The organism is Rhodococcus sp. IEGM 1330, from assembly GCF_033142445.1.
GTDB lineage: Bacteria > Actinomycetota > Actinomycetes > Mycobacteriales > Mycobacteriaceae > Rhodococcoides.
On the sequence record NZ_JAWLSB010000001.1, the window covers coordinates 514,894 to 527,288 of the forward strand.

Annotated in this window: 13 protein-coding genes; 7 read left to right on the forward strand and 6 right to left on the reverse strand. The window is 66.3% G+C overall.

What is annotated here, in order from left to right; all coding sequences use genetic code 11:
• Positions 1 to 6 precede the first annotated feature (6 nt).
• Positions 7 to 333: a hypothetical protein gene (locus tag R4P57_RS02295; RefSeq protein WP_082323605.1), complete on the forward strand. Its 327-nt coding sequence runs from the start codon at positions 7 to 9 to the stop codon at positions 331 to 333.
• On the opposite strand, the gene R4P57_RS02300 is transcribed toward R4P57_RS02295, so the two are convergent.
• Both R4P57_RS02300 and R4P57_RS02305 read right to left on the reverse strand, forming a co-directional pair.
• Positions 321 to 1,046: a TIGR03089 family protein gene (locus R4P57_RS02300; protein WP_317801296.1), complete on the reverse strand. Its 726-nt coding sequence runs from the start codon at positions 1,044 to 1,046 to the stop codon at positions 321 to 323. The genes R4P57_RS02295 and R4P57_RS02300 overlap by 13 nt on opposite strands.
• A 57-nt stretch (positions 1,047 to 1,103) precedes the next feature.
• Entirely contained in the window at positions 1,104 to 2,528 is a 1,425-nt protein-coding gene (locus R4P57_RS02305; protein ID WP_317801669.1) for an LCP family protein, read from the reverse strand.
• Between the two features lie 459 nt (positions 2,529 to 2,987).
• On the opposite strand from R4P57_RS02305, the gene rfbD reads away from it, so the two are divergent.
• From rfbD to R4P57_RS02320, 3 genes are read left to right on the forward strand one after another with little or no spacing between them, the layout of a single operon-like run.
• Positions 2,988 to 3,842: a dTDP-4-dehydrorhamnose reductase gene (gene rfbD, locus R4P57_RS02310; RefSeq protein WP_317801297.1), complete on the forward strand. Its 855-nt coding sequence runs from the start codon at positions 2,988 to 2,990 to the stop codon at positions 3,840 to 3,842.
• Positions 3,843 to 3,876: 34 nt separating this feature from the next.
• Positions 3,877 to 4,788, forward strand: coding sequence for a glycosyltransferase family 2 protein (locus tag R4P57_RS02315; protein ID WP_317801298.1), 912 nt, complete (start codon positions 3,877 to 3,879; stop codon positions 4,786 to 4,788).
• Complete coding sequence (locus R4P57_RS02320; protein WP_317801299.1) at positions 4,778 to 5,872, forward strand: NDP-sugar synthase; 1,095 nt, start codon at positions 4,778 to 4,780, stop codon at positions 5,870 to 5,872. Before R4P57_RS02315 ends, R4P57_RS02320 begins: the two co-directional genes overlap by 11 nt.
• Before the next feature lie 16 nt (positions 5,873 to 5,888).
• Here R4P57_RS02320 and R4P57_RS02325 read toward each other — a convergent pair whose 3' ends face one another.
• The 3 genes from R4P57_RS02325 to cofD form a co-directional block, all read right to left on the reverse strand.
• Positions 5,889 to 6,350, reverse strand: coding sequence for an NUDIX hydrolase (locus R4P57_RS02325; protein ID WP_317801670.1), 462 nt, complete (start codon positions 6,348 to 6,350; stop codon positions 5,889 to 5,891).
• Between the two features lie 108 nt (positions 6,351 to 6,458).
• A complete protein-coding gene (locus R4P57_RS02330) occupies positions 6,459 to 7,838 on the reverse strand; it encodes a coenzyme F420-0:L-glutamate ligase (RefSeq protein WP_317801300.1) in 1,380 nt (459 codons plus the stop codon).
• A complete protein-coding gene (gene cofD, locus R4P57_RS02335; RefSeq protein ID WP_317801301.1) occupies positions 7,835 to 8,809 on the reverse strand; it encodes a 2-phospho-L-lactate transferase in 975 nt (324 codons plus the stop codon). The genes R4P57_RS02330 and cofD overlap by 4 nt, the downstream gene beginning before the upstream one ends.
• A gap of 709 nt (positions 8,810 to 9,518) precedes the next feature.
• Between cofD and R4P57_RS02340 the strand changes: the two genes are divergently transcribed.
• The gene (locus R4P57_RS02340) at positions 9,519 to 9,752 is read left to right on the forward strand and encodes a WhiB family transcriptional regulator (RefSeq protein ID WP_027496498.1); all 234 of its coding nucleotides are present in this window, start codon (positions 9,519 to 9,521) and stop codon (positions 9,750 to 9,752) included.
• A gap of 30 nt (positions 9,753 to 9,782) precedes the next feature.
• Here R4P57_RS02340 and R4P57_RS02345 read toward each other — a convergent pair whose 3' ends face one another.
• The gene (locus R4P57_RS02345) at positions 9,783 to 10,262 is read right to left on the reverse strand and encodes a metallopeptidase family protein (RefSeq protein WP_317801302.1); all 480 of its coding nucleotides are present in this window, start codon (positions 10,260 to 10,262) and stop codon (positions 9,783 to 9,785) included.
• A 72-nt stretch (positions 10,263 to 10,334) separates the two neighbouring features.
• Here R4P57_RS02345 and R4P57_RS02350 point away from each other — a divergent pair, with 72 nt between their 5' ends.
• Both R4P57_RS02350 and R4P57_RS02355 read left to right on the forward strand, forming a co-directional pair.
• On the forward strand, positions 10,335 to 10,745 hold the full coding sequence (locus R4P57_RS02350) for a DUF3499 domain-containing protein (protein ID WP_317801303.1): 411 nt from the start codon (positions 10,335 to 10,337) through the stop codon (positions 10,743 to 10,745).
• Between the two features lie 197 nt (positions 10,746 to 10,942).
• The gene (locus R4P57_RS02355; RefSeq protein WP_317801304.1) at positions 10,943 to 12,325 is read left to right on the forward strand and encodes a phosphomannomutase/phosphoglucomutase; all 1,383 of its coding nucleotides are present in this window, start codon (positions 10,943 to 10,945) and stop codon (positions 12,323 to 12,325) included.
• The last annotated feature ends 70 nt before the right edge of the window (positions 12,326 to 12,395 follow it).

The window sequence follows — 12,395 nt, forward strand, 5'->3', positions numbered from 1 at the left end:
CAGTCCATGTTCGTGACGCGGCTGGCGTTGCTGTACGCCCGGCTCTGGCGCGGTACGGCGCGCTTCGACGACGAATTCTCCCTGTTCGTGTGCACCGGGCTGCGCGGTGGATTCGGCCGCGGCGGAACGACATTCGGCGGTGCCTATCTGACGAAGGGCAACACCGCCCGGCGGGTACTGCGGCACGAGGCCGTACATGCAGACCAATGGGCCAACTTCGGGCTCACCTTCCCGTTCCGCTACCTCGCCGAAGAAGCGCGACATCGGGGCCCGGCGAACAAGTACGAGATAGAGGCCGGACTCGCCGACGGTGGCTACCGTCAGCCCGGCTGAGAAACAGTGGCGGTGACCTTCTCGGTCTCGGCGCGCCGCTGCGACTTCGCCTCGTCCGAATTGGCCACCTGAACCAGTGACGCACCCACGACGAGAACCGAAAGCAGACCGTCGATCAGCTCGTCGGCTGTGGTCCAGGACGCGCTGGACATGACCCGGTCCGAGGCCGTCCACGATCGTGCGTCGGCTCGCTCACGAGCGGCAGCGAGTACCTCGTCCACCGAACGCCCGTCCAGCGCCGCGCCTGCGCTCCCGGAACCCGTGACCCTGAACTGATCGCCGTGCACCCGCACCGACGTTGCGTAATCGGTCATACCGATCGGCAGATCGGGGACTGCCTTGCCGAATGCGTCGAGCGAGAACGCCAGCACCTCGTCTGCCTCGGGAGACTCGTCGAGCCGATCACCCGACACCATCGCCACGTCTGCGGAGTCGTCGGCCCCGATGACCACCTCGCCGCCTGCCCACCAGATTCCCAGCAGCGCCGCGGCCGTTTGCCAATGCGCGGGCAACAGCACACTCACCCTGCCGCCCACCTCGAAAGCGAACTCGTCGCGCAACAGATTGGCGGTCTTGGCCGCCCAGTTCGCGAGGGTAAGGGCCGACACCTCGACCCGCTCACCGGTCGCATCGTCGTAGAACGTGACGCGCGGACCGGCCGGATCGGCGGCGAGAATCGGGTCGAGCAGGGTCTGAGTCAGATTCGAAGCCACCCCACGACCCTAGATGACGCTCGAGGACACCGATTCACACGCTGTGAGCGGCACCGATCAGTTGACGCACATCGGACCGGTGGAACCGGCGTCGATCGGAGCCGCCGGTGCCTCGGGAACCGCCGTACCCGATTCGGGAGCAATGGTTTCCGCAGTCGCGGCCTGGCCCGAGCCGGGCCCCGCATAGTCGTTCGCGAGGACCACGCGCACAGTGTCCGCCTGCAGCGAGTCGTCGGCGGTGATCTGCAGATCGCCCAGGGCCGCCGAAACGGCGCGTGCGGCATCACTGTCGACGTCCGCGGCCTGGATGCGGCTCGCGGAGATGGACGAGCCCTCGTAATTTCCGATGGTGCCGCCGACGTATCCCAGTGCTGTCAGCGAACCGGCGACACCGTTGGCGAGTCCGTCGATTCCGCTGTCGTTCGCGACGTCCACCGTCACCGTCGACGGATCGACAACCGGTGCGTCCGAATCCTCGGCGTTGGTCTCTGCCGAATTGCCGTCGCCGAGCAGCCCTGCGACGTACTTCTGCACCGCCGCCGGATCGACCTGGACGATCGATTCGCCGTAGTCGGTCGTCGCATTGATGTCGACTGCCGGGATCGTCTCGAACTTGACCTTGCCACCGGCGAGATCCTGCAAGCGAGTGGCGAACTGCAGAATGTCCCAATCGGAATCGAGCGTCACCGATCGCTGCACCGCGGTGCTGAGTTGGCCCAGTTTGCCGGGGTTGCTCAGCGTCTTGGCGCTGAGCACGCTCCGCACGAGCGAGGCCATGAACACTTGCTGGCGCACGATGCGGTCCAGATCTCCGCGGGGAAGATCGTGCCGCTGTCGAACGAAACTCAGAGCCTGCGAACCGGAGAGCTTCTGCTCGCCCGCCGGGAAGTTCGCACCCGACAGTGGTTCCTGCACAGGGTTGTTCAGGCACGTCTCGACACCGCCGACGGCATCGGTCAGCAGCACGAAGCCGAGCAGACCGACCTCGGCATAGTGATCGACGGTGATGCCGGTGAGGTTGGCGACCGAGTCGATGAGGGCCTCGCGCCCGGCTTCGGTGGCCTGGGATTCGGCATCGGCGTCCGTGACACCCTGCTCCACCAATTCGAGCCGCTTGTTCTCCTTGGTCGCGCCGTACGCAGCGTTGATCTTCGACATTCCGATGCCGGGTACCTCGACGTACGAGTCTCGCGGGATGGAGATCGCGGTGGCCGACGAACCGTCGTTCGGGACGCGGATCAGCACGATCGTGTCGGTGTTGGACGCCACCTCTTCGCCGGCGTTGAGGGACGCGAGTTCCGCGGGCGACAACGCCTTGCCGTGGGCATCGGTACGACTGTCGGTGCCGACCATCAGGATGTCGACGGCACCGTCGGCGGCTCCGCCGAGACCGAGGCCACCCGCGGTGGCGATGTTGGAACGCAGGCTGTCGACACTGCGCCATGCGAAACCGGTCACCAGCAGGACGAGGATCGAGAGCACTGCGACCGCGACGTGGGTCGCGGGCCACCGGGTACTGCCGGCGCGAGGCGACCTGCCGTCGGACTCGGGTCGCTCGACGCCACCGCGAGGGCTGCGCCGATCCGGCCGGCGCGATCGACCTACGCGTTCGCTGGGAGCGCCCTGTCTGCGCTCTCCGGTGCGGCGTTCTCCGCGGAGTTCGTCCTCGCCGTATCGGTGGGCAGCGGCCCCGTGATCGCTGGGGCGGCCCCTGGTGCGCGCTCGGGGACCGTCGGTTCGCCGGGGAGCGCTCCGCCTCGGCGGGGGAGTGCGCTCACCTCCGGGCGTGCCTGGATCTCGTGGCACCGTGACGACCCTCTCTCGTTTCCGGCCGGTCTGAAACACCCGCCTACTTCGTTGTTCTCCCCCCGCCGTTCGAAGGTTACTTGTCGCCGGTCGCTGCCTCGCCGAAGCGAACGCGGCGTGCCACACTTGGCAACCGTGAATGCGATCGTGGTGACCGGTGCACACGGCCAGTTGGGCCGCCGAGTGATGTCTCTCGCCTCCGAACGAGGTGACGGTGTCGAGGTGTCCGGATATTCCTCCGCCGACCTGGACATCACCGACCCCGACGCCGTGGCTGCCGCGGTGAGTGCGGGGGCAACGGTGATCAACTGTGCTGCGTACACCGCTGTCGATGCCGCCGAGACCGACGAGGCCACGGCGTCGGCGGTCAACGCGGACGGCCCTCGAAATCTCGCGCGCGCCTGCGGGCGTGTCGGAGCCCGGTTGATCCACGTCTCCACCGATTATGTGTTCGACGGCACAGCAAACGAACCGTACGAGGTCGATGCGAAGACCGCACCGCAGTCGGCGTACGGACGCACCAAGCTCGCCGGCGAGCTCGCCGTGCACGAGGAGCTGCCCGAGGCCGTGGTCGTGCGGACCGCCTGGGTGTACGACAACACGGGCAAGAATTTCGTGACCACGATGCGCCGACTCGAAGGCGAGCGCGAGACGATCTCGGTGGTGAACGATCAGATCGGTTCGCCCACGTTCGCCCTCGATCTGGCGTCGGGCCTGCTCGAGATCGAATCCGACCCTGCTGTGCGCGCACGCACGCTGCACTACACCAATGCGGGGCAGGCCAGCTGGTTCGACCTCGCACGCGCGGTGTTCGCGGGGATCGGTGCCGATCCCGAGCGAGTCCAGCCGTGCTCGAGCGCCGAATATGTGGTTCCGGCACCTCGGCCCGCGTATTCGGTGCTCTCACCGACCGCGTGGGTCGATGCCGGTTTGACCCCGGCGCGGCCGTGGTCGGACGCGTTGACAGCAGCCTTGATGCAGTCGCCATGAGGGTTCGACGCGAGATCGGGCTAGTCTTGCCCGCGTGAGTTCCGAGCTGGCCGTGGTGACGGTGACCTATTCACCCGGCGAATACCTTGACCAGTTCCTGACGTCTCTACGTGAGGCGACGACGCGTCCCCTTCGGGTGATCATGGCGGACAACGGCTCGGTCGACGGCACTCCCGAGGCAGCCGAGCTCGCGTTCGAGGAGGCTGAGTTGCTGCGCACCGGCGCGAACATCGGCTACGGCGCAGCCGTCAATCGCGCGGTGGCCGAGATCGACCCCGACATCGAGTTCGTCGTCGTGGCCAATCCCGACGTGCGGTGGCATCCCGGATCCCTCGACGGCCTGCTCGACGCTGCTGCGCGGTGGCCACGGGCGGGTGCCCTCGGACCGCTCATTCGCGAGCCCGACGGCTCGCGGTACCCGTCGGCACGGTCGGTGCCCGATCTCACGTCCGGAGCCGGCCACGCTGTACTCGGAAAGATCTGGCCGAAAAATCCGTGGACTCAGCGATACCGCCAGGAGAACGAGACGGTCAGCGAGCGGCCGGTGGGGTGGCTGTCGGGATCCTGCCTGTTGCTGCGGCGTTCGGCATTCGACTCGATCGGTGGATTCGACTCGCGCTACTTCATGTACATGGAGGACGTGGATCTCGGCGACCGGCTCGGCAGAGCGGGCTGGCACAACGTCTACGTTCCCGATGTCGAGGTGACCCATTCGAAAGGCCATGCGGCAGGACGGCATCCGGAAGTGATGTTGCCCGCACATCACACCAGTGCGTACCGCTTCCAGGCCGATCGGCACGACCGGACGTGGCAAGCTCCCTTACGATGGGCCCTGCGTGGCGGTCTCGGTCTTCGCTCGAAGATCGTTGTGGCCTCGGCGCTTCGGGCGCGAGCAGTTGACGGACGAGAATCGGACGAGAGAACAGAGGCTGGACATGTCGGATAGTTCCACATCGGTCGCCGCACGTACCGACGCAGTCATCTTGGTCGGCGGCAAGGGAACTCGGCTCCGGCCGCTGACGCTCTCGGCACCCAAGCCGATGCTCCCCACCGCAGGGCTGCCGTTTCTCACGCACCTGCTGGCACGCATCAAGGCCGCGGGTATCGAGCACGTGGTTCTCGGTACATCGTTCAAAGCCGAAGTGTTCGAGCAGCATTTCGGGGACGGATCCTCGCTCGGTATCGAACTCGAGTACGTCTTCGAGACCGAGCCGATGGGCACCGGCGGAGGAATCAGAAACGTACTGCCGCGTCTGCGCGCCGAGAACGTCATGGTCTTCAACGGTGACGTCCTGGGCGGCACCGATCTGACAGCGGTACTCGATACGCATCGGACCACCGACGCCGATGTCACGTTGCATCTGGTTCGCGTCGGTGACCCGCGCGCGTTCGGTTGCGTGCCGACGGACGAATCCGGCCGAGTGACAGCGTTTCTCGAAAAGACTCAGGACCCGCCGACCGATCAGATCAATGCGGGCTGCTACGTCTTCAAGCGCGAGATCATCGAGTCCATTCCGTCCGACCGCCCGGTGTCGGTGGAGCGAGAGGTGTTCCCTGCCTTGCTCGCCGAGGACAAGAAGGTCTACGGGCACGTCGACAGTGCGTACTGGCGCGACATGGGAACACCGGAGGATTTCGTCAAGGGCTCGGCCGATCTGGTGCGCGGCATCGCGCCGTCGCCGGCACTGCACGGTGATCGCGGCGAATCGTTGGTTCATCCGGGTGCAGGCGTGGCACCGGGTGCCTTGCTGATCGGTGGAACCGTCGTCGGACGCGGTGCCGAGATCGGGGCGGGTGCACGCCTCGACGGTGCCGTCGTGTTCGACGGTGCGATCGTCGAAGCAGGGGCCGTCGTCGAGCGATCCATTCTCGGCTTCGGTGCCCGTATCGGACCCCGCGCACTGGTGCGCGACGCGGTCATCGGCGACGGTGCCGACATCGGTGCTCGCTGTGAGTTGCTCCGCGGCGCGCGCGTGTGGCCCGGGGTCAAGCTGCCCGACGGTGGAGTCCGCTTCTCCACCGACGTCTGACCCGATCTGCTCGTCGCTACCGGCGGCGTGCGGCGAGCGAGACGAGGTGGTCGATCGTCTCGCGCTCGGCGTCGTCGGGCAGGGCATCGACCGGCCACCAGCGCAGATCCGTCGATTCCTCGCTGCGTACTGCTCGCGCGCCGTCCGGAGCCCGGACCAGAAACCTCAGGTCGAGGTGCCGCGTCGGCTTGCCGAGCGAGCAGGTGATCGGGTGCGTGTGGGCGGAGAGCAGAATCGGATCGATCGTCAGATCGGCGATCCCGGATTCTTCGGTGGCCTCCCGTAGCGCTGCGTCGACAACCGTCTCGTCCGTCGGTTCGCAGTGGCCGCCGAGTTGAATCCACCGACCGACCTTGGGATGAAGCGTCAGCAGTACACGGGTTCCCGACGTGTCGAGTACCAGCGAGGACGCGGTGAAATGGCCGGCCTCGTTGGCGCGCAGACAGGCGTTCGGGTTGCTGTCGAGAAACGCCAGCATGGTGTGCCGAAGCGATTCCTCGCCCGAGTCCGACGGTGCCCATCGGTCGAGTGTCGTTTCAGCCGAGTGCCACAGTGTCGAATGAGGCGGCGTGGGCGTGGACACGACTCAGAGCTCCAGCAGCGTGGACCCGGGGACCACCGGATCTCGAACGGTCAGCGATTCGCTGGGGTGCCCGATTGCGATGGCTCCCATCGCTTTCCAGTCCGCGCGCAGGCCGAGTTCGGCGCGCACGGTATCGGCGGCGAAAATCGTCGAACCGATCCAGCAGCTGCCCAGTTCACGCACAGCGAGGGCGACGAGCAGCCCTTGGACGGCCGCACCGACGGCGACGGTGAACATCGTGTCCTCCGCGGTTCGACGCCGCTCGTCGGGGTACGAGTGCGCGCCGTCGGGCACACAGAACGGGATCACGATTTCGGGGGCGTCGAACAAGATGTCGCCGCGGCCGAGTCTGGCGGCGATCCGCTCCTCGCTCAGTCCGTCGCCGGCCAGATCGGTACGCCATTGCTCACGCATCGTCTCGAGCAGCCGGCGCCGCACAGCGGGGGTCCTGACCCAGACGAACCGAACCGGACGGGTGTGGTGCGGGGCCGGGGCGGTGAGGGCATCGGCCACGGCCGAACGAACGGCTTCGGGATCGACCGGTTCGTCGGTGAACGAGCGCACCGACCGTCGGAGTAGCAGCGCCTCGCGTCGACCACGATCGAGTGCCTCGGTGGTGCCGAGCCAGAACAGATCGTCCTCGCCGCCGCGCAGCAGCGTCGCGGCGGTGGAACCGTCGTCGACGGGAGTCAGTCCGCGTACGACGGCGATCGGAACCCCGCCGAGTTTCCCCTTCACCAGATCGCCCGCGGCAGCGAGCTCGTCGGCGATCGCGACCTCGGTGACGACGAGCTCGTTTCCCTGACCGTCCTCGGCTCCGGCGTATGCATGTACGACGCTCAGGCCCGCAGCACCGATGGCGGCGTCGGTCTGGCCGATCCGCCATGCCCGTCCCATGGTGTCGGTGACGACCACGGCGACCGTCACCCCCAGCAGCGCACCGAGTGCAGTGCGAAGCGCTGCGGCACTGGCGTCGGGGTTCTCGGGCAGCAGCGCCAGTTCGCCGCCGTCGACGTTGGAGCCGTCGATTCCCGACGCGGCCTGCACGATGCCGAGTCGATTCTCGGTGATGAGGGTTCGGCCCTTGCGTGCGACGATGCGCACGGCTTCCTGCTCCACGAGGACTCTGCGGGCGGCATCTCGCTCGTCCGCATCACGGGGTGCCTGCACCAGACGGCCCTCGACCTTGGAGATGATCTTGCTGGTGACGATCAGGATGTCGCCGTCACGCAACCACGGCGCTCGGTCCGCAACGGTTGCCGCCAAGTCGTCGCCGGGCCGGAACTCGGGGAGCCCGGTCACCGGCAGTATTTCGATCGAGCCGCCCGGAGCGTGATCCCCGGGTGCCGACCGGATCGAATCGGGATCGCGAGTGTCGGTCACAGGTCGAGTCCGGCTGCGCGCAGAGCGGTGCGGGCCATGGCTGCTGTGGTCTCGGGGTCGGTCATCAGCAACGGAACCGACTGTACGTCCACTCCGTCGACGACTGCCGTATCGGTGGTGTGCACCAGCCATGCGTCGAGAATGCCGGTGCCGCTTCGACTTCCGTAGTGGCGGCCCACCGCCTCCGCCGTGGTCTCGACTCCGATGACGGACAGGCACTCGTCGGCCATGCCGCGCAACGGCTTACCGTCGACGACGGGGGAGAGGCCGACCACCTTGGCGGCCGTCGTGCGAAGCGCCCCGCGGATTCCCGGCACCGCGAGGATCGCGCCGACGCTCACCACCGGATTGGACGGCGCGAGGACGACGGCGTCGGCCTCGGCGATCGCCTCGACGACTCCCGGTGCCGGAGTTGCCTGTTCGGCCCCGATGTTGGCGAAGCTGTGGGTCGGAATCTGTGCGCGGTACCGAACCCACCACTCCTGGAAGTGAATTGCGCGCTGCTGCTCACCGCTCGGGTCGTCGGGATCGGTGACGACGACGTGCGTCTCGGAGCGATCGTCGGTGACGGGCAGGAGCCGGACTCCGGGTTGCCATCGGTTGCACAGGGCTTCGGTGACGGCGGACAGCGGAAAGCCGGTGCGCAACATACGACTGCGGATCAGGTGCGTGGCGATGTCGCGGTCGCCGAGTCCGAACCAGTCGGGATCGGCACCGTAGGCTGCCAACTCGTCCCGAGCGTTCCAGGTCTCCGCGATGCGACCCCAGCCGCGATCGGTGTCGATTCCTCCACCGAGGGTGTACATGCACGTGTCGAGATCCGGGCAGATGCGGAGTCCGTGCATCCACACGTCGTCGCCGACGTTGACCACGGCGGTGATCTCGTGCTCGGGCTCGTCGCCGAACAACGTTTTCAGGCCCTGCAGAAACCGAGCGCCACCGACGCCACCGACCAGAACAGTAACTTTCACAACACGCGAGCCTAGTGGGGTTGCGGTGGTGCGGGGTGAGCGCCCACCCGGTGCCGCAACGTCCACGTCGACCGTTTGTGGCGGCGAGAACCGATGCGACACGCACGGGACGGGCTCCGATCCGGGGAGAGCGCCGATTTCGGGCATGTGATGGTATTGGATTTGCGCGATCGGCTTGACCGCAACACACCTGGACGTGTCTAATCACAGGTATGTCATTCAGTGTTCGCGGCACGAGTTCGATTGCAGCGAACCTGGTTTCGAACACTCGTTCCCTTCCTGTTCGTCCCTGACTGGACGTCGAGTAGAGGTCGAGAGTCGGACCGGCACGTTGGACCAGCTCGATCGAATATCCGCGCGGGGCAAGGTATTCGAGAACACGAGGACCGAAAGTATCTGCGCTACCACAGGTGAGGAGGCGGAAGCGATGTATGACCAGCACGTGACACGTGATCAGCGGGGCGGACCCACTGCACATCTCAGCGCTGTCGACGACGCGCCGCAAACCGAGTCCGGCATCGGCGCAGATTCGAGCGTCTCGATCGACGCGGGTTCTGCATACGTCGTCCCAACGGACGAGACCGACAACGACGTCGACGTCATCGACGTCGAACTGGATTCGGATTCCGACGTCGACTCGATGCCGTTCGTCGCCGAGTCGGTTCCACCAGCCAAGCCGTTCCTCAGTCTCGTCGCGGGTTTCGACGAGATGTTCGAGGAGATCGAGGACCAGTGGCAGGAGCGCGCTCTGTGTGCGCAGACCGACCCCGAGGCCTTCTTCCCGGAAAAGGGTGGCTCCACCCGCGAGGCCAAGCGCATCTGCCTCGGCTGTGAGGTCAAGGACGAGTGCCTCGAGTACGCGCTCGCCAACGACGAGCGGTTCGGTATCTGGGGCGGGCTGTCCGAGCGGGAGCGTCGCAGGCTCAAGCGCGGAATCGGCTGAGTAGTTCGGTTCCATCTCCGGACGTATCGATCACTCCCCGGAAGGATCGACCTCGTCGGGGTCGATGCCGAGATACGTCGCCACTTGCTCGACCAGAACTTCGAACAACAGATCTTCCAAGTCCTCCGGGTGCTTGGCGCGCCGTTCCAGCGGTCGCCGGAACAGCACCACCCTGGCGCGTGTCGTCTCCCCGCGCTTGTCGATGCCGGCGGGTACCAATCGCGAGAGCGGTACCGGACCTTCCGCCACCACCTCGGGTGGCCACGTCACCGATTCCGGATCCAACGCCCTGATCTTGGGTACCTCGTCCACGGCGATGTCGAGCTTCGAGAGCTTCTCGTGCCACCGATGATCGATCCGCGCGAATGCCTCGAGCACCAGCCGGTCGAACTTCTCGGCTCGTGAGCGCCTGGCCGGGATGTCCTCGGGCAGAACCGGTCCGCGGACGCCGCGGCCGTGCCGAGCCACGGACCGAGAGGTGATCCTGCGCGCGGATGAGAATCGAGGCATAGGGGGAGGTTATCGCGCTCGTCCGGTGTGTCGGTCGTTCGGTCGGTTGCACCCACCGGATACTCTGCACTCGTGAGATCACTGCGTGGCTGCTGCAGGCCTGGTTGCAACCGTTCTGCCGTTGCGACGCTCACATACGTCTACTCCGATTCCACCGCCGTCGTCGGGCCGCTGGCCACAGTCGACGAACCGCATTCCTGGGATCTGTGCGAGGTGCACGCGTCGACCACCACCGCTCCCAAGGGCTGGGAACTGATGCGTTACGAAGGCGGCTACTCGACGTCGAGCCCCGACGAGGACGATCTGACGGCTCTCGCGGAGGCCGTACGCGAGGCGGGTCGCGGCGATCGCGTCCGCTCCGAGGATCGCGAGAGCGCCGACCGCTCGGTCTCTCGGTCGTTCGACACCGAACGCCGATCCGTTCCGGCCGTCCGAACGGGCAGGCGCGGGCACCTTCGAGTTCTTCCCGACCCCACGTCCTGAGCCGCCCGAGCACACAGAGTGTGGTGTGCATCGGTCCGACTGGCCGGTCCGTCGGCCGTCTGGCAAGGTTCGAGGAGCAGGACTGAAACGGACCGCAATGGTCTGCCGATACTTGGTGTGGATCGCACCGCTACCGACGCTCGATAATCCGACGCCGATGTGCGGCGTCGTCGTCAACGATCATCAGGAGAATCTTCGTGGCCCGTACCGCAGAGTCCGTCAACGCCGTCATCAAGGCCTACGACGTCCGTGGCGTCGTAGGTGAGCAGATCGACGAGGCGTTCGTGCGTGACGTCGGTGCATCGTTCGCACGATTGGTTCGCGACGAGGCAGGGGCCGCGCGCTCGGTCGTCATCGGCCACGACATGCGGGATTCCTCGCCCGCACTGTCACGGGCGTTCGCCGACGGCGTCACCGCTCAAGGCCTCGACGTGGTGCACATCGGGCTGGCGTCGACCGATCAGCTCTACTTCGCCTCCGGCTTGCTCGAGTGTCCGGGAGCGATGTTCACCGCCAGTCACAATCCGGCGAAGTACAACGGGATCAAGCTCTGCCGCGCCGGTGCGAAGCCCGTGGGCCAGGACACCGGCTTGGCCACGGTCAAAGCCGAATTGGTGGACGGGGTACCGGAGTTCGACGGCCAGGCCGGGACGGTGACGTCTCGTGACGTGCTGGCCGAGTACGCCCAGTTCTTGCGCGACCTGGTCGATCTGTCGGGTATTCGCTCCATGAAGATCGCAGTGGATGCAGGCAACGGCATGGGCGGCCACACCGTGCCCGCCGTATTCGCGCCGCTGCCGGTGACGATCGAGCCTTTGTTCTTCGAGCTCGACGGCAGCTTTCCCAACCACGAGGCCAATCCGCTCGACCCAGCGAACCTGGTGGACCTGCAGCGTTTCGTCGTCGAGACCGGTTCCGAGATCGGACTTGCCTTCGACGGCGACGCCGATCGGTGCTTCGTCGTCGACGAAAAGGGCGACCCGGTGTCACCATCGGCCGTGACCTGCCTGGTGGCCGAGCGCGAGCTGGCCAAGGAGCCGGGCGCGGTCGTCATCCACAATCTGATCACCTCCCGCGCGGTGCCGGAGCTGGTGGAAAAGCTCGGTGGAACGCCGGTTCGCACCCGAGTGGGGCACTCTTTCATCAAGCAGCAGATGGCCGACACCGGAGCCATATTCGGCGGAGAGCACTCTGCGCACTACTACTTCCGTGACTTCTGGGGAGCAGACTCCGGCATGCTCGCTGCCCTGCACGTTCTCGCTGCGTTCGGTGCACAGGATCGCCCGTTGTCGGAAATGATGGCCACCTACGAGACCTACAGCGCGTCGGGGGAGATCAACTCGACGGTGGACGACGCTGCCGAACGGACCGAGGCGGTGCTCGAGGCCTTCGCCGATCGAACCGCCGGAATCGACCGCCTCGACGGGGTGACGGTCGAGCTGGCCGACGGTGCCTGGTTCAACCTGCGGGCATCGAACACGGAACCGCTGCTTCGACTCAATGTCGAAGCACGCACCGCAGCGGATGTCGACGCGCTTTCGACAGAGATATTGAGCATCGTTCGCGCCGGACTGGAATAGTGGTTACCAAGGGTTCGTGAGTGGGTAAGCGGACGTTTCGAGCGGGTGAGGTAAGGGGAGGTGTCGCAGC

Coding starts and splice junctions, on each gene's coding strand:
- R4P57_RS02325 (WP_317801670.1), bottom strand. CDS start 6,350: ATGCTGGCGTTTCTCGACAGCAACCCGAACGCCTGTCTGCGCGCCAAC.
- R4P57_RS02340 (WP_027496498.1), top strand. CDS start 9,519: ATGTTCGAGGAGATCGAGGACCAGTGGCAGGAGCGCGCTCTGTGTGCG.
- R4P57_RS02320 (WP_317801299.1), top strand. CDS start 4,778: ATGTCGGATAGTTCCACATCGGTCGCCGCACGTACCGACGCAGTCATC.
- R4P57_RS02295 (WP_082323605.1), top strand. CDS start 7: ATGTTCGTGACGCGGCTGGCGTTGCTGTACGCCCGGCTCTGGCGCGGT.
- R4P57_RS02345 (WP_317801302.1), bottom strand. CDS start 10,262: ATGCCTCGATTCTCATCCGCGCGCAGGATCACCTCTCGGTCCGTGGCT.